The sequence below is a fragment of the Actinomycetota bacterium genome, from assembly GCA_030684515.1.
GTDB lineage: Bacteria > Actinomycetota > Actinomycetes > S36-B12 > S36-B12 > UBA11398.
In genome coordinates, this window is the sequence record JAUXVJ010000024.1 from 274,951 (window position 1) to 296,541 (window position 21,591).

The window sequence follows — 21,591 nt, forward strand, 5'->3', positions numbered from 1 at the left end:
CATTTGCCACCACTTGGGCATCCTACCGACAATCGCTGAAGTCCTTCGTGGCCCGAGACGACGCTCCCAAAGGACTTCAGCTGGACGAATAGCAATCGGCGTCAGTGACTTGATACTTCCTGCCGCTGTTGTCGTACGTGATGAACTGCAACTTGGCCTTCTGCATTGCCCGCACTGAACTGATGGAGTCAATTGAGTCGTCCACCACTACCCCGGAGGTCGTCAAGAAGTTGACCGTGACGAAGAATCCGTTGGGACACCCGTACTGCGAAATAACGGTCAGATTCACAAACCTGCAAGCGGAATAGCAAGGGTCTCCCCTGGTATCGGCCTTGTAGGCAAGGGTGTCATCGTTGGAAAACGTCACATAGCCCTTGGGATACCAATTCTTGGGAATCACCGGCTTGGCAGCGGGCGCGGAAGGTGCAGGAGTTGCTCTCGGAGATTCGGAGAGGAAAGGAACAGGCGAGTTGGCAGTGGACTGGGAAGCAGTGGCCGTACCCGTGTATGCCGAGAAGAAAAGAAGAACTCCCATGAGTACGGCGACCTTCTTCACGTATCCCCCGAAACCCTTATCCACCGAAACTACTGTGACAAAACCCTAGAACCGATACGCATCGCAGGCAATGCCTTCGCGCAGCACACTAGGGTCACTTCGGCGGCAATTGACCGCTTGAAATCTGGGGGTTCAATGGGGCTGTTTGGCAAGATCAAGAAGAGCATGGGCATCGGAACGATTTCCTTCGATCTTGCTGTTCCCTCCTCGATTCAAGGAAGCGCCGGGACTCTTGAGGGTGAGGTCATTCTCAAAGCCAAGAGCGAGCAGCAGGTCAAGGACGTTGAAGTCGTATTCGAACGCGTCTATAGCTGGGACGAGCGCGAGTCCACCTACAACTCATCGACCAATCGCCACGAGGACCGTTGGGTGGAGAGGTCCAACACTGTCGAGCTCGGCAAGTTCAAGGACGAGACCGCATTTTCCATGGCTGCCGAAGAATCCAAGACGATCCACTTCACCATTGCCTTTCAGCCAATTTCTGGCAACGAAGTCACTGACTCCAACAACTTGATGTGGGACGTGCTGGACTCAGCACTCTTCAATGGCAATTCGATCTTCGGCTCCTCCATGCGCAATCAGCGAATTGAGTACAAGGTGAGTGGCGATGTTGACCTCGTCGATGTCGCCTTCGACAAGGGTGACTCAAAGCAGATCGTTGTGATCTAGGGGGCTTGCACATGGCCATTCATTCGCGCATTGCCTTGAACACCATGTGCTTGCCCGGCTCACCCTTGGAGAGCGACCTCGCATTCGCAGTGTCCAATGGCTACTCGCGCATCTCTATCGACCCATCGAAGATGGAAACAACCGGCTGGGATCGCGGCACCGAGATCATCGTGAAGTCGGGCCTTGAAGTGGCCACTGTCGTGAACTCAAGCTGGTTCACTCTTGATGATCCATCAACTTGGCTTGCTACCCAGGAGCAGCAGCTGCTCCTGCTTGACCGAGCTGCTGCATTGGGTGCCAAGAGCGTCTATGGCATCACCGGTCCGGCCGGATCACTCGAATGGAGTGAAGCTGCACAGGCCTACGTGGAAGCCATCGCGCCTGTGGCAGCTCGCGCCAGGCAACTCGGCATCGCCCTGGCCGTCGAACCAACGATCCCGCTGCGCATCAACATCAACCTGGCCCTGAGCCTGCGCGACGCAGTTGAGCTGGCTCAGTTGGCTGGAGTATGGGTGTGCAATGACCTCTACGGCTGCATGGGTGAGGCGCACCTGAAGGAGACCATTCACAGCAGCATCCGATCCACCGCGCTCGTGCAGGTCTGCGACTACGTCTTCGGCACGCTCAACACCCCCAATCGAGCAGTACCGGGCGATGGCGACCTGCACTTGAAGACGATTCTCGGCTGGATGGTGGAGGCCGGCTATGACGGAGCGTTTGATCTTGAGCTCAATGGTCCACTCATCGATGAAGAGGGGTACTACCCTGCGGCTCTACGCGGGGCTCACGTATTGACCGCACTACTCCAAGAGATTGGTGCCTGATGGTTGTTGAGGATTCGGCAACTGCAATCAGGCAGACTTCGCTGGCGCAGGCGGGCGCCTCAATGCGAGCTCTGCAAGACGTCATCACGGGTACGAGTGCTCCATCAGCCGAACTGGATCACATGGCTACAGCGATGGATGCCATCACCAAGCGCCTGACTCCCTATCGCCGAGCCATCAAAGGCGTGCACAACTTTGAGAACTACGTCGACGCCGCACCTGCGCACACATTGACTCCCGAGTTCGAGGTGCTTGAACAGGACGCCAACTCACTGCGCGGCAGAGTGCGCTTCGGACTTTTCTATCGCAACGCATTTGGAATCGCGAACGGCGGAGCGATCGCTTTGATGTTCGACACAGCGATGGCTTACTTGGGCTCCACTTCAGACATCCCCGCGTACACAGCAAGTCTCCAAGTCGACTTTCGAAGGGGTGCGCCCATAGATGCCGACCTCACTGTGCTCGTGCGACGCGGGAGTACAGAGGGCCGCAAGCATGAGCTCTCAGCGCAGTTATTTGAGGGTGATGTTCTGCTCTCTGAAGCCAGTTGTTTGATGGTCGAACCTAGAGATACAGGTGCCTGAAGGTGAATACAGACAAAGCCTCATCGGACAACTCCACGGCACTGGCCGACCTGGGAAGCGCGCTGCGCGAACTTCAGAATGTGGCGACAGCAAGTGGCGCGCCAGCCGATATTGCCACCGCAGCAGCCGAGTCCATGAAGTTGATCACCGGTCTGCTTCAGCCATATGCCGCAGAGCTCGGCAGCGAGCATGACTTCGAGCACTACGTCGCCACATCGGGATCCCACACGCTGAATCCGCCGATGGAAATCTTGAATAGGGGCGAAGGCTCTATTGAGATGTCCGTCAACTTCGGCCCCTTCTTTCGTAACGCCTTCGGCTATGTGAATGGCGGCGCAATCGCCAGCATGTTCGATACAGCAATTGCGCATGTGGCCTACGCAGTCGCCGGCCGCTCATTCACTGCGAACCTGAGTGTCGACTATCGCAACCCGGCTCCGATCAACACCGAGCTGCTGGTGAAGATCGGACTGGAGAGTTCTGAGGGACGCAAGTTCATCGTCCTTGCCCAACTCTTCAACGGTGACGTACTGGTGTCGGAGGCGCACTCACTCCTGATCCAGCCGAAAGCCTGAGACTCGGCGGAGGGATCGATGAAGTCGTCGAGAGCTAACCCGGTTCGCTAGAAGTCGGTGCCGCCGTCAATGTTCACCAAGGCACCGGTGAGGTAGCCAGCCCGCGGTGACAGCAGGAAGGCAAGCAGGTCGCCCACCTCTTCAGGCTTGCCGGGTCGGCTCAGGGCCACATGCATGCCCCACTCCTCGACCATCACTCGCTCGATCGCGGTCTCATAGGGCCAGCCACGCTGATCGGCAACCATCTGCCGCATGGCATGAAGGCCATCTGTCTCGATGGCACCCGGGCAGATGCAGTTGGCGCGGACCCCTTGCGCCCCATAGGCCTTGGCGATGCCCTTGGTGAACAAGGCGACCGAGCCTTTGAGCGATGCGTAGGGCAGTCTCGCGAGTTCAGGTGACCGAACTGAATAGGCAGCAGTGGTGACGACCGTGCCACGAGTTTCGATCAGGTGCGGCAATGCGGCTTCCACAGAGCGAGTGACTCCAAGCAGCACGTCCCGAAATGCAGCTGTCCACTCGTCGTCCCCCGACTCGATTGGCATGAAGCCCTTGGTGCCGGTGGTGACGCCCACGCCGTCGAGTCGGCCCAGAAATTCAACGCTGCTCGCCACAGCGCGTGCCGCGTCGCCTTCTTTGGACACGTCGAATGAAAGACCAACAGCCTTGGTCGCTCCAGCTTCAGTCAACTCGGCGGCCGCGCGGTCAGCCCGCGACTGATCGCGACCGACAACAACGATGGAGGCACCGTCTGCGGCAAGCACGCGAGCACCGGCAAGTCCCATGCCGGCTGTGCCACCTACGAGCAGATATCCCTTGTCGCGTACCTGCAGATCCATAGCCCCTACTTCCTAGATTGTCCGTGCGATGACGTGTTCACTGAATTCCTGCAAACGATCAAGGGACTCCGGGATCGAATCGGTCCACGGGTCCACCTGCACCCAGGAGACGCCGAGCTCTGACAGCCGACCGATCTCATCGATCTGCTCTTCGGCAGTCGCGCCAGAACTGAAGCGGATTGTTGGAGTGGACGCCTGGATTGCGATGTCGGCCATCGAACGACCGCGGGCTTCGACTCGGCCTTGCAAGTCATTGAGCACTGCAGCGAGGTCTTCGATGGTGCTGATCGGCTTGGTGCGAGCCGTCGTTGAAAGTTCAGCCGGACCCATCATCACTGACCAGCCCTGGCCCCATTCGGCAATGCGATCAAGCACGCGGCCACTGTTGCCACCGAGCCACAGCGGCGGATGAGGCTTCTGAATGAATCCGGGCTGCACGGTCTGGCTCAGGGCAGTGAAGTGCTTGCCTTCGAAGCTGATCTCCTGGCCGGTGCTCGCCTGTTTGATCACGGCGATGGACTCGTCGAACAACTCATTGCGCTCATCGAAGTCCACTCCGACTGCAGAGAACTCTGAACGCAGGTAGCCGGTCCCGAGCACAAAGATTGCACGCCCCCCGGACAGCACATCGACAGAGGTCATGCCTGAGAGCTGCAGCAATGGATTGCGGTACGGCAGCACCAGCAGGTGCGTCAGCAGTTTCACTTCAGTGGTGACCGCTGCCAGGAAGGAAAGCATGGCGAAGGGGTCAAAGGCCTCGTGCCCTCCGCGCTGCAGCCACTTCAGCGACGGTGCGGGGTGATCGGTGATGCCCAATCCGCTGATGCCCGATGCTTCGATCTGCTTGCAGACTGAAGTGATGGTTGAGGGCTTGATCCACATACCTTCAAGGTCAGACCGGACGGGGTAATCAGTCACGAATTTCATAGGAAGCAGAGTCTAGGGTCGCGCAATCTCCTGAAAGGCGGATCGTCCCCCGTTCGAGTGCGGGCGATTGTCATGCAATGACTTATTCCAAGTTCACAATGCGCTGATATCGTCGCCAAAGATGCCTGCTATCACCTTTTCGAGGAGCTGTACCGATGACCCGTATTTCGCAGTGGGCAGTGCGCCATCCGATCCTGGGACTGGTGTCGTGGTTCGCAATCATCGGCATCCTGCTCGTCCTGCTCTCGCAGTACAAGGGTGACTTCAACGACGACTTCGGCCTTCCCGCTTCGGAGTCGACTACTGCTCAGGATCTGCTGAAGGAGATCTCCGGCGGCGGCGCCGGAACCGGTTCCGGTCTGGATGGACAGGTCGTCTGGCGCGCCGAGTCGGGCAAGGCCACCGAGGGTGCTGCTGCTGCCGATGTTGGCGCCGCGCTGAAGGAGATCTCCACGCTCCCAGGTGTCGCATGCGTGATCTCACCCATCGCTGCTGCCATGGGCCCGGCCTGCCTGCCGCAGCAAGCGCCCGCCGCTCCGACAGCGGAGCAGGCCGCCGCAATAGCCAAACTGCCGCCCGAGGCACTTGGACCGCTGGCGCACTTTGGCCAGGCCGGCGTCAGCCCCGACGGCACCATCGCCTACGCAACCATCCAGTTCAAGGGTGTCGACATGAGCGACCTGCCAACCGAGCAGATCGCCGATGCGCTCAACGTGGTGAAGGAAGTCAACGGCAAGGACGGTCTGACCGTTGGAGCCAATGGGATATTCACTTTTGTCCAAGGCGAGCCGCCGTCATCTGAAGGCATTGGAATCCTGGTCGCCTTGACGATTCTGATGTTCGCCTTCGCATCGATCCTGGGTGCGTTCCTGCCCGTGTGGGTGGCGGCGATCTCCGTGGGCATCAGCACCGCCGTCGTCGTGCCGATCATCGCGAACTTCTTCTCAGTCGCTGCGTTCGCTCCATTCCTGTCGTCAATGATCGGTCTGGGCGTGGGTATCGACTATGCGCTGTTCATCATCAACAGGTACCGAGATGCCTTGATCCACGGACGCGAGCCGCGAGAAGCGGCGCTTGAATCCGTACGGACCTCAGGTCGGGCAGTGTTGTTCGCTGCCCTGACAGTGATCATCGCCCTGCTTGGTCTGTTCATCATGGGCATCTCGTTCTTCAATGGTGTTGCGCTGGCAGCCGCTGGCACAGTTGTCATGGTTGCCCTCGGCGCCCTGCTGTTGCTGCCCGCAATTCTTGCGCTGCTTGGGACTTGGGCCTTTGTTGGACGCATGGCCTGGATCACTGACGGTGAGGCAATCCCACGCCGCAAGGCACCCGGATTCCTGCACGCCATCAGCCTTGTTCTGCGCTGGATCGGCTGGGTCGTCGTGCTGCCGGTGACCATCATCGGATACCTGTGGCGCCTGATCGCTCATCGCGGAAAGGTCCCCGACCCGCAAACCCCGAGCTGGTTTGCCCGATACGGAGAGTGGCTCCAGAAGCACCCTTGGCCATTGGCTATCGGGGCACTTGCGGTGATGATCCTCATCGCCTTGCCAGTCACGCAGCTGCGCCAAGGATTCCCGGATGACTCCGGAGCTCCACAAGGCAGCGTTGCACGGGTTGCCTACGACCTCACCGCAGAGGGCTTTGGCCCGGGCGTGAACGGTCCAATGTTCATCGCCGTCCAGTTGCCTGCCGAAGGCAGCCACGCAGCCATGGGCGCGCTTTCGCAAGCCCTCAACGCTGACCCAGGTGTTGCACTTGCAGTGCCGGCTCCACTTGCTCCCGGCGCGAGCGTCGGTGTGGTCCAGGTCTTCCCGAAGACTGCTCCACAAGACATCGAGTCGACCGATCTGCTCTTCCATCTGCGAGACACCGTGATCCCGCAGGCCCTGGAGGGCACTGGCGCCTCGGCGTATGTGGGCGGCTTCCAAGCCGTGACGGCAGACTTCACCAAGGTTCTCACCGAGGCGCTGCCGCTGTTCCTGTTCATCGTGGTCGCTCTGGGCTTCATCGCCCTGCTGTTCTTGTTCCGGTCGATCATTGTGCCGCTCATGGGCGTGCTGTTCAGCCTGCTGTCTTTGGGAGCAGCCCTGGGCATCACCGTGGCGGTCTTCCAGTGGGGCTGGCTCGCCGGTCCGCTGGGTCTGCAGAACACCGGGCCGATCTTCCCGTTCCTGCCGATCATGGTCTTCGCGATCCTGTTCGGCCTGTCCTGTGACTATCAGGTCTTCCTGGTCAGTCGCATGCATGAAGAGTGGGACCGCGGCAAGGATCACCACCGAGCCATCAGGCGTGGCCTGGCTGGCTCTGGTCGGGTGGTCGCCATCGCGGCGCTGATCATGACCAGCGTGTTCGCAGCCTTCGCGCTCGGCAACGATCCGACCACGAAACTGTTTGCTGTCGCCCTGTCGTCAGCGGTACTGCTCGATGCCTTCGTCGTGCGGCTGGTTCTGGTGCCAGCGCTCATGTCGGTCATCGGACCGAACACTTGGTGGCTGCCGGGGTGGTTGGACAAGATCCTGCCGCGCTTCAGCGTGGAGGCCGAGGATGCCGGCGACGACGAGATTGCCGACATCGAGGAGTCTGCAGTTCGCGTCTAGCCCTTGCTGGCTGAGGTTGTGGCGTGCACCTTCGTGCTGGGCACTGCGTTGGCAGTGGACTGCTGCTTGGTTGACTGCTTGGTTGACTTCCTGGTCACTTGAGATGCAGCGCTGGCCTTGGCTGAGGAAGCGGAAGCTGTGGTCGGGCTCGCGACAGCTGCTCCCGAGGCAACTGTCGATGCTGCCTGCACCGATTTCAATGCGATGAGCCCACCGACGCCAAAGAACATTCCTGCTGCCAGACCGCCAGAGATGAATCTCTGCTTCACCGATGTTGGTCGACGCGTGCCCTGACCTGCTCCTTGAGTGCTCATGCATCACAGACTCCGGCAAGAAGGTCTGCGGCGAATCATCCAAGGGTGAGGTGCGGGTTAAGAGATGTGTCACTGCTGTCGCTCCCGCGTTTGGCCACGTGGGTGAACTACCGTGCGGGAATGCGTGTTTTGCGAATATTGGGCTCAGCTGCTGCCGTCTGTGCGCTGGCTGCCTGCAGTTCCACAACAGGAACGACCGGTTTTGGACTCGACTCTCCCGCGATTGACGCCCCCGCACCCATCCGCACGTCTGCCCTGACTGGTCTGCCCGAGCCCGAACCCAAGCCGGTACTGATCGTCAAACTCGACAACACACACAACGCTCAGCCGCATGCCGGATTGAAGGATGCTGACGTCGTGTACATCGAAGAGGTCGAATACGGCATCACCCGCATTGCGGCCGTGTTCTCCAGCATCGTTCCCGAGCACATCGGTCCGGTCCGCTCCGCTCGCATTACCGACCTCGATCTGACTGCTCAGTACGGAAGCCCGGCCTTCGCCTTCTCTGGCGTGCAGCGAAAGATGTGGCCAGCAATTCAAGGCTCGGCCTTGATTGACGTCTCACCGAACAAGGACGCGTCCATCTACTCGCGTGATCGCAGCCGCTACGCGCCATACAACTACTTTCTCAACGGCGCCGGTGCGCTGAAGTTTGCCAGCGAGGCAACGTTGAGTCGCGATCTGGGCTTCGTGTTCTCCAACGATGTCCCCTTCGGCGGCACAGTGAACACCGGAGCCAAGATGAAGTGGAGCGGGTCGTCAGCCGGATTCACCTACGACCCGGCAACCGGGCTCTACAAGGTCAAGCTGAATGGCTACCCAGCGGAAGCAGAAGAGAACAAGGCGGGCCAGAACGCCGCAACTGTCGTGATTCAAAATGTGAAGCAGATGCCCTCGGCATATTTCGACAGGGGCGGCGGCAACACCCCGCACGCAGCCACCATCGGCAAGGGAACAGCCGTGATCCTGCGCGACGGGATGTCCTACGACGTGAAATGGTCGCGGCCATCGGCTGATGTCGGCACCACGTTCACTATGGCGGACGGTTCACCGATGCCGTTCAAGCCCGGTCAGCAGTGGATCGTGCTGCTGGACAAGGAGCGTCCGGCCACCGTGCTGCCCGTGCCGACTCCTGCACCAAGTGCCAGCAATTCCGCCGTCACCACCTAGAAGCCAAAGCGGCCTACGCCTCCAAGGCAACCTTGGCGTAGTACTCATCTTCAATGCTCTTGTTTGGGAAGCGCAGACGCACAAGGGCAAAGCCAAGAATGGTGAGTACGAGTGCGACAGTGATTGCTGCTGACTTGCCTTCGGTGAATGCGCTTGACGCAGCATTGATGATCTCCTCACTCAACGGTGATGAGTACTGGCTCGCCACGTTTGCTGCGCCAGCGAATGATGAGGTCAACTGATCGGCGATGTCATCGGTGACCTGAGCGGCCTGGTCGGCCGGCAGTGCCTGAATGTCAGCCAGCATCTGCTTGGCGTAGGAAGCAGCAAGAATTCCGCCGAGCACTGCCTGCAGCACAGCCCCGCCAAGATCGCGGGTGAGGTCAAGAAATGCCGAACCCATACCGGCATGACTCTGTGGCACCGATGACATCAGTGCACGCGAGGCAGGAGTTGCCGAGAGCCCAACGCCGGTCCCGACAAAGGCGTAGGCCGCCAGCACCCAGCCGATCGAGGTGCCTTCCGTCCAGGTGAACAGCATGAGGGTGAAGGCGATGGCAATCGAGACCAGGCCAAGGCTCAGTGGCGATCGCGAACCACGTTTGATGATCAGTTGCCCGGCCAACTGGCCAAACAGCGCCGAGCAGACTGCCGACGGCAGCACGACAGCAGCGGCCGAGAGAGTGTCGTAGCCCAGGACATTCTGCGTGAACTGCTGTCCGATGAACATTGCCCCGATGAGCGAGCCGAATGCAATCGAGCCACCGACGAAGGCGACCCAGAAGGTGCGCTGCTTGGCCAGTGGCAACGAGACCAGCGGCCGAGGTGCTCTGCTTTGTCGCAGAAAGAATCCGACGAAGGCCGCGGAAGTGACCGCGAGAATTGTCAGCCATTGCGTGTCGATGCCTTGGTGGAAGGTTTGGATCAGCACCACGAGTCCACCGACCCCAACAACAGAAAGCACTCCACCGAGGTGATCGACCGGACCGGTGTCGCGAGCAATGTGATTGGGGATCACGATCACGCCCACGATGAGTGCGAACACGGCCAGTGGCACGGAGATCAGGAACACCGATCCCCACCAGAAGTACTCCAGCAGCCAGCCGCCGATCAGCGGGCCCACTGCCGCAAAGCCCGCGCCCAGGCCCGACCAAAGGGCAATTGCCCGCACTCGTGCCTTGCTCTTGAACAGCGATGAGATCAGCGAGAGCGTGGTCGGAAACAACAGCGCGGCGGCGAAGCCTGAGCACAGTCGCGCAAACACCAGGAAGTCCGCGCTCGGCGCCCACGCCGACATGAAGGCTGTCGGCACAGTGAGCACTGCACCCAGAACAAAGAGCATCTTGCGTCCATTGCGGTCACCGATGGCACCCAGATACAGCACTGTCGATGCCAGGCCGAGCGCAAAGGCAACGGCGATTGCGTCGAGCTGATCTTGACTCGCGTCCAGAGCAGCGCCGATCGTCGGCAAGGCGACATTGGCAACCGCAAGGTTGATGTTCGCAACGATGGCGCCCGTGACGAGCGCAAGCAGGATGAATGTCCCGCGCGGCGGGCTGTCGGGCCCGTCCGCGGCGGAAGTCATGAGCTGGAGGCTACTAGCGGCTCTTCATCATCGACGATCTGATCGTCGCTTGACTCGATGTGCACCTTCGGCAGCGCCTTGTCCAGCCAGCCCGGCAACCACCAATTCGACTTGCCGATGATGGTCATGAACGACGGGATGAAGATCAATCGAATGAGGAAGGCATCGATGAGCACCGCTGTTGAGAGCGAGACACCGAAGAGCTTGATCATCGAATTGCTATCGAAGATGAAGGATCCGAACACAATCGACATGATCGCAGCCGCAATCACCACGACTCGACCTGAACCGGCCAGTCCACGGCGAATCGCTGCTGCGTTGTCTCTCTTGCTGTTCCACTCTTCCTGCATGCGCGATACCAGGAAGACCTGGTAGTCCATCGAGAGTCCGAACAGAATCGCGAAGACCATGATCGGCAGGAAGGGCATGATCGGACCAGTGCCAGATAGCCCGACAAGATCGGCAAGCCAACCCCACTGGAAGATCGCAACAGTGATGCCCATGGCTGCGGCGAAACTGAGCAGACTGGTGATGGCTGCCGTCAGCGGCACCACGATTGAGTGGAAGAGCAGCATCAAGGCCAGGAAGCCAAGGCCAACGACGAGCAGGAGGAATAGCGGCAGCGCATCGGTGAGCACCGAGGTGAAGTCGCTGGTGATGGCCTGAGTACCGCCGACATAGAGCAGAGCTCCGCTGGCCTCAGTGATCGCTGGATTGACTTCAGTTCGCAGTCGATCAAGCAACTCGGTGGTCGCCTCATCCTGAGGAGCGGTCGTCGGAGTCACCACGATCGTGCCGATGGTGCCATCAGGACCAAAGGCATCTGGTGAAGCCAGAACTGCCGGCAGCATCGCGGTGCTCGGCAAGGTTGCTGCAACGCCTTCTGCGGATTCAAGGCCCTTCACCGCTGCTGCGAAGGCTTCGACATCGTTGGCCTTTGGCAACTTCACGGCAACGATGAATGGGCCATTGGAACCGGGGCCGAAGCCTTCAGCCTTCAGGTCGTAGGCGATGCGCTGGGTTGATGTTGTGGGCTTGCCCGAATCATCGGAGAAGCCAAGACGCAAACTGAGCATCGGAATCGCCAGCACGATCACCAGACCCAAGGACAAGGCGGCAGGGATCAGTGGCTTCTTCTGCAGCAGGCGGCCATACTTGGCCCACATCTTGCCTTCAGGGTGCGTCACGCCAAGTTCAGGCTTCTTACCCCAAGGCAGACGAACACCCAAGGCCTTGTTGCCAAGCAGGCTGAGGAGTGCAGGAAGCATCCACAGCGCCGACAGCATCACCGCCAGCACGGTGACGGCCGAGGCAACCGCGAGTCCGTTGAAGAAGTTGATGCGCAGGACGAATAGGCCAAGCAGCGCGATGACCACCGTGCCCGCAGCGAAGAGCACTGCACGGCCGGCCGTCTCAACGGACTCTTGGGCCGCTTTCTTGGGAGCGTGGCCGGCAAGCAATGCCTGTCGATATCGGTTGATGACAAACAGTGAGTAGTCAATGCCCACGCCAAGACCGATCATCGCTGCCAAAGTCGGAGCGAAGGTGGCGACGTCCAGGAAATTGGCCGCTATGAGCACACCGAGCTGACCCATGGCCAAACCGAAGATGGCAGCAATGATTGGCAGCCCGGCTGCGATCAGGGATCCGAATGCAATCAACAAGATGATGATCGCCGCCAGGATGCCGAAAAGCTCGCTGCTTGGTGGTGCTGCGCCAGCAAACTCAAGGGTCTGACCTGAGGCAGCAACGGTGAGTGCGTCGGAGTTGAGGGCTTTGACCTCGTCCAAGATGATCTTGGCGTCAGCGGCGGTGAGGTCCTGGCCGTTCTCACCAGCGAAGTTGATGCTGGAGTAGGCGACAGTGCCGTCCTTGCTGACTGGGGCTGACGCGCCGGCAAGAGCTGTCAATGCTGCCTTCTGCTCATCGCTGAGCTGGGCCAGCTCGGCTGCGCTTGGCATCGCTTGCACTACAGCGCACTCAGGGCCGTAACTGGCGGCTCCGATCACCGTGACACAGTCAACTGACTTCAGCTCTGAGATCTTCTTCAGCACTGGGTTGATCTTGGCCAGGACCGCAGGGTCAACTGCCGAGCCGGACTGCGGGGACCAGATGATGTTGGCGCCAGCTTCTTGAGCGCCGCGCTTGCCCAGCGCCGACTCCAGCAGGGCTTGGGCAGTGGTGGACTCTGTTTCAGGCAGTGAGAAGGAGTCATTGAGCTTGCCGCCGACGGTGGCACCTAGGCCAACCACACCGATCAGAACGATGAACCACGAAATCAGGGCAATGACAGGACGGCGGACCGCCCACGTGGACAAACCTGGCACAAAAGGCTCCAAACAGAAGGGGTGCCAGCACAGTAACGGGGTTCCTCATAGCACTCAAAACCGGGACAGGTGCACCAAATGACACCATTTTTGGCTCGCGTCACTTCTGCGGAAGTTTTGCAATTGCCGACCCCCGATTTGTTGACCACTTTCCCTACCGACTAGTGTCCTGCCAACATCCAGAGCGACTGAGAGATCTGGCTCGATGAAGTCGCAGCAACCGTCGGTGCATCCGCATCCGTACCTACGGTGCTAAAGCCAGAAACGATGTGGAGGAGACATCTGTCGTAGCTGAATGTGGCTTGGGAATTTCCACTCTCGAGCCGTAGCTGTACTGACCAATAATTCTCATCAAACAAGGAGCACCAAGAATGACACTTCGACTAGGCGATGTCGCCCCCGATTTCACTGCAGAGACCACTGACGGCAACCTGACCTTCCATGACTGGAAGTCCGGCAGCTGGGCAGTGCTGTTCAGCCACCCAGCAGACTTCACCCCGGTCTGCACCACCGAGCTTGGCGCGACCGCTGCGCTCAAGGGCGAGTTCGACAAGCGCAACGTGAAGGCGATCGCCATCTCCGTTGACCCCATCGAGTCGCACAATGGCTGGGCCGGCGACATTGGCGAGGTCAGCGGACACCCGTTGAACTTCCCCATCATTGCCGATCCTGACAAGACGGTCTCGATTGCCTACGACATGATCCACCCAGGTGAGGGCGACACCTCCACAGTGCGCTCGGTCTTCATCATCGACACCAACAACAAGGTGCGACTGACCCTTACCTACCCCAAGTCCGTTGGCCGCAACTTCGATGAGATTGTGCGCGTCATCGACGCCCTGCAGCTCACCGACAAGGCCTCCGTTGCCACCCCAGTCAACTGGGTTCCCGGCGGCAAGGTCATCGTGCCTCCGACGGTCTCCACTGAGGATGCGATCGCCAAGTACGGCGATTCAGTTGAGGTAGTCAAGCCATACCTGCGCTGGATTCCGCAGCCAACAGTCTGAACACCTCAAAAGGCGCTGATCGGAATACTCCGATCAGCGCCTTTTGCGTGTCCGATACGAGGGTGAACGTTGCATGCGAATAGCACAGACGGGACTGAAGCCTCTACTGGCATAAGGCCCCAATTCATAACCTGAAGTTATGAACGCGAACAGGAATTCACATGGTCTCCACCGTTGGACACTTGCAACACTCGCGCTCACCTGCGCGAGCGTGACGCTGACAATTCCGATCTCAGCCCTAGCCGCCGAAGGTCCTCCTCCGGGCGGCGGTGTACCTCCCGCTGGCATCCCGGCAGGGCCCCCTGCGGGGATTCCGGCAGGTACGCCTACGGCCCCACCCGCGGGCACCCCCACCGGACCTATTCCTTCGGGCGTGGTGCCGTCCGGCATCCCCACCGGCGGTCCGCCTGCGGGCGTTCCCAGCGGTGGTCCCACCGGTGGTCCCCCGGCGAGCATCCCCACTGGCGCCATACCCAGCAATCTGGGTTCGCTGACCTCAGATGCACTTGCCGGAATCGATCCCAGCAAGTTCGCTGGACTCAGTGCTTCCCAGCTGGACGCGATGAAGCCTGCTGCGTTTGCCGGTCTTTCGGCCGAGCAGTTGGCCAACTTGAAGCCGGCCAGTTTGAGTTCACTCAGCGCCGCACAGTTCGGCTCGCTGCCCCCGGCATCCATGGCTGGCCTGAAGCCTGCGCAATTGGCAGCGATGGGACCAAGTGAGATCAAGGCCATGACCCCGGACATGCTCGATGCAATTCCAGCCTCCGCCTTGAGTGCCTTGACCTTCGATCAGATGCTGGCGTTGAAGCCCGCAGTCATGCAGCAGATCTCCGCTGACCAGATCGGCGCGCTGTCCTCCCAGGTGATGGGAGCGCTGTCGAAAGATCAGCTCGCACGGATCCCAGCCGAATCGCTCTCGGCGCTCAAGGCTGGTCAGCTCGACAAGCTCAGTGCTGAGTCGTTCCCGGGCTTCACTCCCGATCAGTTCCGTGACCTCCAGCCGGCGATCTTGTCGGTCATTGATCCCAAGCAGTTCGCGGCGCTCAAGCCAGCCGTCATGGGCGTGATGACTGCCGACCAGTTCGCCGCGTTCACCCCGGCGACGGTCAAGTCGATCACGATTCCGCAGATCGACAGTCTGGCGCCCGCAGCACTGGCCGGCATGGCACCTGCGGACATCAAGGCGCTCAGTGACCCCAAGATCGCAAAGCTTGATGCGCAGCAGATCAGCAATCTGCAGCCGGCGACCTTCGCCGCGATGAAGCCCAGTCAGTTGACGGCTATGGCTCCCCCTGATGTGCCCGGAATGACGGCCCAGCAGTTGGAAGCTCTCAGCCCCAGGCAGGCGGACGCTCTCAAGCCGGCGGTGGTCAACGCGATGAGCGCTGAGCAGAAAGCGGCACTTGCTGGGTGAGCAGCAGTGGTTCAGTCGTCGGTGAGCTCGGGCTCGAACTCCGCGTTGAGTTCAGCGCGAATGGCAGCAGCGGCGACTGAACCCGAATAGCCGCGACGCATCAGCAGACTCATCAAGCGCCGCTGCTTGGTGGCCGCGTCGAAGCGTGCCAGAGCCGGATGCTTGGACAGCACCAAGGCGCGGGCTCGTGCGAACTCGTCCTCGTCACTGATCTCTTCAAGGGCTGCGTGGATGTCGTCGTCGCCTACGCCTTTGCGTCGCAACTCCTGCCGCAGGATGGGACGAGCAGTGCCTCGCGAGCGACGACGCGAGGCAACGAACAACTCGGCGTAGTCGCTGTCATTGATGAGTCCCAGCTCAGTGAAACGATCAAGCACTTCATCAGCGATAGCTTCGGGAATCTCACGTTTGATGAGATCGTCATGCAGATCCTTGCGCGTGCGCGGAGTGGAGCTGAGTCGCCTCAGGACAACAGTGCGGGCATAGGAGCGCGGATCGGACTCCGCTTTCGACGCAGCAGAAGCACCCGGAGTGGGCTCAGCTGCTGATCTCCTGGAATTGCGCGCCATGCTTCTCGTCAACCCGTGCCTGCAGACCTGTGCTACAGATCGATGGGTGCTGGTGTGATGTCGGCTGGCTTGTCGACCTGCGCACCGATGCCCAGTTGCTCCTTCAGTCGCTTCTCGATGTCATTGCACAGGTCCGGGTTGTCGCGCAGGAAGGTACGCGCGTTCTCCTTGCCCTGGCCCAGCTGATCGCCCTCGTAGGTGTACCAAGCGCCGGACTTCTTCACGATGCCTTGATCAACACCGAGGTCAATGAGTGAGCCCTCACGTGAGATGCCCTCGCCGTAGAGGATGTCGAACTCGGCCTGCTTGAACGGCGGTGCCACCTTGTTCTTGACGACCTTGACTCGCGTGCGGTTGCCGACGGCCTCGGTGCCGCCCTTGAGGGTTTCGATGCGGCGGATGTCTAGGCGCACGGATGCGTAGAACTTCAGCGCCTTGCCGCCAGTGGTGACCTCGGGCGAACCGAACATCACGCCGATCTTCTCGCGCAGCTGGTTGATGAAGATGATTGTGGTGTTGGTGTTGCTCAGGGCGCCGGCCATCTTGCGCAGGGCCTGGCTCATCAAACGAGCCTGCAAACCCACGTGGCTGTCGCCCATTTCGCCTTCGATCTCAGCGCGCGGAACAAGTGCGGCGACGGAGTCGATGACCACGAGATCAATGGCACCCGAGCGCACGAGGGTGTCGGTGATCTCCAGCGCCTGCTCACCAGTGTCGGGCTGGGAGACATAGAGGCTGTCCAGATCGACACCGAGGTTCTTGGCGTACTCCGGGTCAAGAGCGTGCTCGGCATCAATGAATGCTGCGATGCCACCGGCGGCTTGCACATTGGCGATGGCGTGCAGGGCAACTGTGGTCTTGCCCGAGGACTCCGGCCCGTAGATCTCCACGATGCGACCTCGGGGGTATCCCCCAATGCCCAGCGCAAGATCAAGTGCGATCGAGCCAGTAGGGATCACATCAACGGGAGCGCGGCCCTCATCGCCAAGGCGCATAACTGAGCCCTTGCCGAACTGGCGCTCGATTTGAGCCAGTGCGGTCTCAAGTGACTTCTCGCGGTCATTGGCGCTAGCCATGTCGTACTCCCTTGATCTGGTGTCTGTCGGTTCGGTTGAACCTAGGGCGACCCTCTGACAGTTCCGCCGATGGCAACCAAGGCGACTTCGCCTCGGTGGATGCCATGCCTTGCGGACCCATCGGGAGTAAAGTACTCGAACAAATGTTCGAAACGTGGCGACACGCCCAAGAACTTGTGGCGACCGCCCGTCTTACTTGCTCAGGCCTCGAAAGGATCTCCTGGCAGCACCTCTGTGGTGAAGAACAGCGGTGCATCAAGGGAGTCTTCAGGGTTGGTGGCCAGCAGATTGGCGCGTGGACGCGTGGTGCGCACACCCTTGCTGTTGAGCCACTTCTCGGCCGAGTCGATGTCGCGGATCTTCCAGGTGAGGCTGTAGATGAAGTTGCCGTACTTCTCCACATGCTTGCCCAGATCAGAGTCCGGCTCCAGTGGCTGGGCCAGCTGCAGCAGCGAGTCGCCGATGTGGACGGTCATGTACTTGAAGCCCTGCTCCTGATCAATGCCTTCAGCAACCGGGATCGCCTGCATGATGTCGACGTAGGTGTTGATTGCGGCGTCCAGATCGCGCACACCCAAGGTGATGTAGTTGAAGCGGTCATAGGTCATCGGGTGCTGAGCAAACAGTCGCTCAAGCTCAGTCCAGGTCTCCTTGCTTGAAGGATCCGACATCTCAAAAGCGCAGAGCTCGACCATCAGGCCAGCGGTGTCGCGAGGCGATGGGTAGAAGTACTGGGTGCCCTCTTCGAGCTTCTCGATCTTGCCGCCGCCGGGGGCACCGATGTAGATGCCCTTCTCGATCATGCGGGCTGCGATGCCTGGCAGGTCGTCTACGGCGTAGCCGACGGAGTGCAGGTGCTGCCCGAACTTTGAGTAGAACTTGCCAACTGGGTAGTTGACGTCGACTGGCATCTTGGGAGCCATGGTCTCGATGCAGACGCTGGAAACCATCAGCAGCGAGGCCATCCGGTCTTCGTTGGGCAGGTAGTTGAGCTCATCGATGCCCATGAACGCGAAGCCGCCGAGCACATTGCGGTAGAAGTCATTGAGCTTGTTCACGTCATCGCTCATATGGATGGTGTGAATCATGCTGCCGAGGCCAAAATCGCCGGTCTTCTTGTATTCCTTACGCATGGTGCTCCCCAGTAGTCGGACGGTTCAGGGAATTAAAGCCGCGAATCGACAGATGGGAGGGCAAATGCCGAAATCTCTTGGACCATGCAGGGTGATCTAGTCCTTCTTGGGCATGATCGGCTGCTTGGCGAAAGTGCCCCAGGTCAAGAACAGCAGAAGTCCGCCCATGCCGTACATGGCCCACACCGGCCAGAACTCGCCAGCGCCAGTCAAGTACCAGATGAGGACCAGGAGCGGATACAGGATTGCGCACGCAATACCCGCGCGCCAGAGCCAGGTCTTGAACTGAGCGCGGCGTGCTTGTTCATCTGATTGGGCCATGAAGAGACGCTAACAGTTCCGGACGCTGATCCAATGGCGGCCCAAACAGGTACACCCCCTAAGTTTGGGCACGTGTCCAAGGTCCTGACTTCACTTCCCATCGGCGAGCGCGTCGGCATTGCCTTCTCTGGAGGCCTGGACACCTCTATTGCCGTGGCATGGATGCGCGAGAAGGGGGCAATCCCCTTCACCTACACCGCAGACCTCGGGCAACCAGATGAGCCGGAGATTCAGACTGTGCCGAGCCGGGCGATGGTCTATGGCGCCGAGGGTGCGCGCTTGGTTGACTGCAAGTCAGCACTGGTCGAAGAAGGCCTGACGGCTCTGGCCTGCGGCGCCTTCCATATCCGCTCAGGTGGACGTCAGTACTTCAACACCACTCCCCTTGGCCGCGCTGTCACCGGCACCTTGCTGGTGCGCGCCATGCATGAGGACGGCGTGGACATCTGGGGCGATGGCTCGACCTACAAGGGCAATGACATCGAGCGCTTCTATCGCTACGGGCTGCTGGCCAACCCAGCCCTTCGGATCTACAAGCCGTGGCTGGACGCTGACTTCGTCGAAGAGCTCGGCGGCCGCAAAGAGATGTCCGAGTGGATGCAGTCGCGCCACCTGCCTTACCGCTCCAGCGTGGAGAAGGCCTACTCAACTGACGCAAACATCTGGGGCGCGACGCACGAGGCCAAGGATCTTGAGCACCTGAATGTGTCGATGGAGATCGTCGAGCCGATCATGGGCGTGAAGTTCTGGGACGAGACCCTGCTGATTCAGCCTGAGCTGGTTGACATCGAGTTCGCGCAGGGTCGACCCGTGCGGATCAATGGCAAGTCCTTCGCCAGTGCCGTTGACCTGGTCAATGAAGTCAATGCCATCGGCGGACGTCACGGACTGGGCATGGCTGACCAGATTGAGAACCGCATCATCGAGGCCAAGAGTCGTGGCATCTACGAAGCCCCCGGCATGGCATTGCTGTTCATCGCCTACGAGCGTCTCCTGAGCGCCATTCACAACGAGGACACCGTTGCGAACTATCACGCAGAGGGTCGTCGACTTGGCCGGCTGCTGTATGAGGGCCGTTGGCTTGACCCGCAGTCCCTGATGCTGCGGGAGTCCTTGCAGCGCTGGGTTGCCTCAGCCGTCACCGGCACGGTGAGCATTCGCCTGCGTCGCGGTGACGACTACACCATCGTGGCCACCGAAGGCCCGGCGTTCAGCTATCACCCGGACAAGCTCTCGATGGAACGCACTGAGGACGCTGCCTTTGGCCCGGTGGATCGCATTGGACAGCTGACGATGCGCAATCTGGATATCGCTGACACCAGGAGCAAGCTGGAGATGTATGCCGCGCAGGGGCAGCTCAGCCTCAGCCACATCGACCTTGTTGGCGAGTTGACGCCAGTGCCGCCGCCAGTCGCTGAACTCAGCAGCGCTGCCAACACGACTTCACATGTGGAAGCCGAAGACTCACCAATGGACCGAGCGGCCATGGAAGCCGGCAACGACTAGGACAAGAGATCGGAGGGGTGATGTCTGAAGTTCCACTGCGCGATCCTGACGATGCCCTCCTGCTGTCGATTGAGGGCTCACGGCATGTCATCGAGGCAAGCATCCGCGTCAGTTTTGGCGCAGCAGCACTGACCATTGAAGTCACCCGCCGTGTACTCGCCGAAGCCATCGGTGCCCGACGACTGAGCCCCAATCCCGACAGTCCAGTCGACACTGCACTGGATGCGGTTCTCGGTTTGGCCTTTGCGGGTGCCCAGACCGGACTTCGCGCCGCGGATGCAACTGTTCGACTCACTGCTCCGGTCACATCAACAGCGTTGAACCTGGTGCTCGAGCCGCCATTGATTCCAAAGCAGCTGCGCCTGGGCACTCAGATCAATGCCTTCTCTCGACTCTGGCGCGCGCAGCGCACCGATCTCGTGCGTTCAGCCTTGCGCTCAGGTTCGCTTGCATCGCCGATCCTGGTGGAGTCTGCCGCTCGAGTGCTCAACATCAATCAACTGATCACCTCAGTGATTGATCAGATCGACATGGACGCCCTGGCCCTTGAGCTGCTCGATCGCATCAAGGTCGACCCACTCGTAGAGCAAGTGGTTGCCAGGGTCGACATCGTCGAGGCAGTCGGACGAGTGATGGAAACACTGCCCACGGATCAGCTCGTTGCTGAAGTGCTGTCGAATCTTGATATGGAATCACTGATCGCGACGGCTCTGGAGAAGGTTGACCTCACTGAAATCGTTGTTGAGCGCGTGGATCTCGCGACGATCGTCAACGCAGCACTGGACCGCATCGACATCACCAGCATTGTCTTGAATCGGGTAGATCTGCCGCTGATTGCCAACACGGTGATTGAAGAGATCGACCTGGCCGGGACGATCCGTGAATCAAGTGGATCTGTTGCAACAGAGATGGTGCATGGAGCGCGCATCTCCAGCGTTGATGCCGACCGCGCAGTTGCGCGATTGGTCGATCGATTCACTCTGCGTCGCAAGAACCGAAAGCTCGATGCCCCCGGTGAGCCCGAATCGATGAGCACTGACGGCACTACGGAAGACTCCCAGCCATGAGCAGCCCTGAGCCCGCTCGCCTACCGACCGCCCGCGTGCGCGTGCCCGAAGCTGCCAAGGATTTCCAGGGGTTACGTGCTGGGATTGTCAGCCGTGTCCTTGCCAACATCGCCGATGTGATCATCATCGTCATCACTACTTTCACCCTGTACATGTGTTTCGCATCGGTGAAGTTCATGTTCGACCCTCGAAACTTCACGTGGCCTGCGCTTCACATGGGCTGGTTCGTGATTGTCTGCGGCATCCTGCTGTTCGTCTACTTCACCTTCTCATGGGCAACATCGGGCCGCACGGTTGGCAATCGGCTGATGGGTCTGCGCGTGGTCAATCACCGAGGTCTCATCGTGCGGTGGTCTGGAGCGGTGGTACGCGCGGCCTTCTGCGTGGCCTTCCCCTTCGGCTTGTTCTGGGCGATCATCAGCCGCCAGAATCGTTCTGTGCAGGATGTGGTGCTGCGCACTTCGGTCATCTACGACTGGGCGCCAAATCGAGCCAACCTCGGTCACGAGAGCTAGTCGCCAAAGAGCT

Annotated in this window: 21 protein-coding genes and 1 riboswitch; of the genes, 11 read left to right on the forward strand and 10 right to left on the reverse strand. The window is 60.0% G+C overall.

Annotated elements, in window-relative coordinates:
- Positions 1-76 precede the first annotated feature (76 nt).
- A complete protein-coding gene (locus Q8M73_10155) occupies positions 77-580 on the reverse strand; it encodes a hypothetical protein (GenBank protein MDP2288911.1) in 504 nt (167 codons plus the stop codon).
- A gap of 111 nt (positions 581-691) precedes the next feature.
- On the opposite strand from Q8M73_10155, the gene Q8M73_10160 reads away from it, so the two are divergent.
- From Q8M73_10160 to Q8M73_10175, 4 genes are read left to right on the forward strand one after another with little or no spacing between them, the layout of a single operon-like run.
- Entirely contained in the window at positions 692-1,225 is a 534-nt protein-coding gene (locus Q8M73_10160; GenBank protein ID MDP2288912.1) for a sporulation protein, read from the forward strand.
- Positions 1,226-1,236: 11 nt separating this feature from the next.
- Entirely contained in the window at positions 1,237-2,049 is an 813-nt protein-coding gene (locus Q8M73_10165) for a TIM barrel protein (protein MDP2288913.1), read from the forward strand.
- The gene (locus tag Q8M73_10170; GenBank protein MDP2288914.1) at positions 2,049-2,633 is read left to right on the forward strand and encodes a PaaI family thioesterase; all 585 of its coding nucleotides are present in this window, start codon (positions 2,049-2,051) and stop codon (positions 2,631-2,633) included. The genes Q8M73_10165 and Q8M73_10170 overlap by 1 nt, the downstream gene beginning before the upstream one ends.
- Positions 2,634-2,635: 2 nt before the next feature.
- A complete protein-coding gene (locus Q8M73_10175; GenBank protein MDP2288915.1) occupies positions 2,636-3,208 on the forward strand; it encodes a PaaI family thioesterase in 573 nt (190 codons plus the stop codon).
- Between the two features lie 47 nt (positions 3,209-3,255).
- Here Q8M73_10175 and Q8M73_10180 read toward each other — a convergent pair whose 3' ends face one another.
- Both Q8M73_10180 and Q8M73_10185 read right to left on the reverse strand, forming a co-directional pair.
- Complete coding sequence (locus Q8M73_10180; protein ID MDP2288916.1) at positions 3,256-4,047, reverse strand: SDR family oxidoreductase; 792 nt, start codon at positions 4,045-4,047, stop codon at positions 3,256-3,258.
- Between the two features lie 12 nt (positions 4,048-4,059).
- On the reverse strand, positions 4,060-4,974 hold the full coding sequence (locus tag Q8M73_10185) for a TIGR03619 family F420-dependent LLM class oxidoreductase (protein ID MDP2288917.1): 915 nt from the start codon (positions 4,972-4,974) through the stop codon (positions 4,060-4,062).
- 155 nt (positions 4,975-5,129) lie between these two features.
- Here Q8M73_10185 and Q8M73_10190 point away from each other — a divergent pair, with 155 nt between their 5' ends.
- On the forward strand, positions 5,130-7,574 hold the full coding sequence (locus Q8M73_10190; GenBank protein ID MDP2288918.1) for an MMPL family transporter: 2,445 nt from the start codon (positions 5,130-5,132) through the stop codon (positions 7,572-7,574).
- On the opposite strand, the gene Q8M73_10195 is transcribed toward Q8M73_10190, so the two are convergent.
- A complete protein-coding gene (locus Q8M73_10195) occupies positions 7,571-7,888 on the reverse strand; it encodes a hypothetical protein (GenBank protein MDP2288919.1) in 318 nt (105 codons plus the stop codon). The genes Q8M73_10190 and Q8M73_10195 overlap by 4 nt on opposite strands.
- Before the next feature lie 120 nt (positions 7,889-8,008).
- Between Q8M73_10195 and Q8M73_10200 the strand changes: the two genes are divergently transcribed.
- The gene (locus tag Q8M73_10200; protein MDP2288920.1) at positions 8,009-9,058 is read left to right on the forward strand and encodes a DUF3048 domain-containing protein; all 1,050 of its coding nucleotides are present in this window, start codon (positions 8,009-8,011) and stop codon (positions 9,056-9,058) included.
- Between the two features lie 13 nt (positions 9,059-9,071).
- Here Q8M73_10200 and Q8M73_10205 read toward each other — a convergent pair whose 3' ends face one another.
- Both Q8M73_10205 and Q8M73_10210 read right to left on the reverse strand, forming a co-directional pair.
- Positions 9,072-10,643, reverse strand: a complete 1,572-nt coding sequence (locus Q8M73_10205) for an MFS transporter (GenBank protein ID MDP2288921.1) — start codon at positions 10,641-10,643, stop codon at positions 9,072-9,074.
- Positions 10,640-12,970, reverse strand: coding sequence for an MMPL family transporter (locus Q8M73_10210; protein ID MDP2288922.1), 2,331 nt, complete (start codon positions 12,968-12,970; stop codon positions 10,640-10,642). The genes Q8M73_10205 and Q8M73_10210 overlap by 4 nt, the downstream gene beginning before the upstream one ends.
- Positions 12,971-13,142: 172 nt before the next feature.
- Positions 13,143-13,244, forward strand: a riboswitch (SAM riboswitch).
- A gap of 97 nt (positions 13,245-13,341) precedes the next feature.
- Between Q8M73_10210 and Q8M73_10215 the strand changes: the two genes are divergently transcribed.
- Both Q8M73_10215 and Q8M73_10220 read left to right on the forward strand, forming a co-directional pair.
- Positions 13,342-13,977, forward strand: coding sequence for a peroxiredoxin (locus tag Q8M73_10215; protein ID MDP2288923.1), 636 nt, complete (start codon positions 13,342-13,344; stop codon positions 13,975-13,977).
- Between the two features lie 139 nt (positions 13,978-14,116).
- On the forward strand, positions 14,117-15,391 hold the full coding sequence (locus tag Q8M73_10220; GenBank protein MDP2288924.1) for a hypothetical protein: 1,275 nt from the start codon (positions 14,117-14,119) through the stop codon (positions 15,389-15,391).
- Between the two features lie 11 nt (positions 15,392-15,402).
- Here the strand turns inward: Q8M73_10220 and Q8M73_10225 are convergent, their stop codons facing one another.
- The 4 genes from Q8M73_10225 to Q8M73_10240 form a co-directional block, all read right to left on the reverse strand.
- A complete protein-coding gene (locus tag Q8M73_10225; protein MDP2288925.1) occupies positions 15,403-15,960 on the reverse strand; it encodes a regulatory protein RecX in 558 nt (185 codons plus the stop codon).
- Between the two features lie 32 nt (positions 15,961-15,992).
- A complete protein-coding gene (gene recA / locus Q8M73_10230; GenBank protein ID MDP2288926.1) occupies positions 15,993-17,036 on the reverse strand; it encodes a recombinase RecA in 1,044 nt (347 codons plus the stop codon).
- A gap of 200 nt (positions 17,037-17,236) precedes the next feature.
- Entirely contained in the window at positions 17,237-18,169 is a 933-nt protein-coding gene (locus tag Q8M73_10235) for a hypothetical protein (GenBank protein ID MDP2288927.1), read from the reverse strand.
- Between the two features lie 96 nt (positions 18,170-18,265).
- The gene (locus Q8M73_10240; GenBank protein MDP2288928.1) at positions 18,266-18,490 is read right to left on the reverse strand and encodes a hypothetical protein; all 225 of its coding nucleotides are present in this window, start codon (positions 18,488-18,490) and stop codon (positions 18,266-18,268) included.
- Positions 18,491-18,562: 72 nt separating this feature from the next.
- Between Q8M73_10240 and argG the strand changes: the two genes are divergently transcribed.
- The 3 genes from argG to Q8M73_10255 are packed head-to-tail and all read left to right on the forward strand — an operon-like array spanning position 18,563 to position 21,578.
- On the forward strand, positions 18,563-19,996 hold the full coding sequence (gene argG / locus Q8M73_10245; protein ID MDP2288929.1) for an argininosuccinate synthase: 1,434 nt from the start codon (positions 18,563-18,565) through the stop codon (positions 19,994-19,996).
- 20 nt (positions 19,997-20,016) lie between these two features.
- The gene (locus tag Q8M73_10250) at positions 20,017-21,063 is read left to right on the forward strand and encodes a hypothetical protein (GenBank protein MDP2288930.1); all 1,047 of its coding nucleotides are present in this window, start codon (positions 20,017-20,019) and stop codon (positions 21,061-21,063) included.
- Positions 21,060-21,578 carry an RDD family protein gene (locus Q8M73_10255; GenBank protein MDP2288931.1) on the forward strand — a complete coding sequence of 173 codons (519 nt, stop codon included), beginning with the start codon at positions 21,060-21,062 and terminating at the stop codon, positions 21,576-21,578. Before Q8M73_10250 ends, Q8M73_10255 begins: the two co-directional genes overlap by 4 nt.
- The last annotated feature ends 13 nt before the right edge of the window (positions 21,579-21,591 follow it).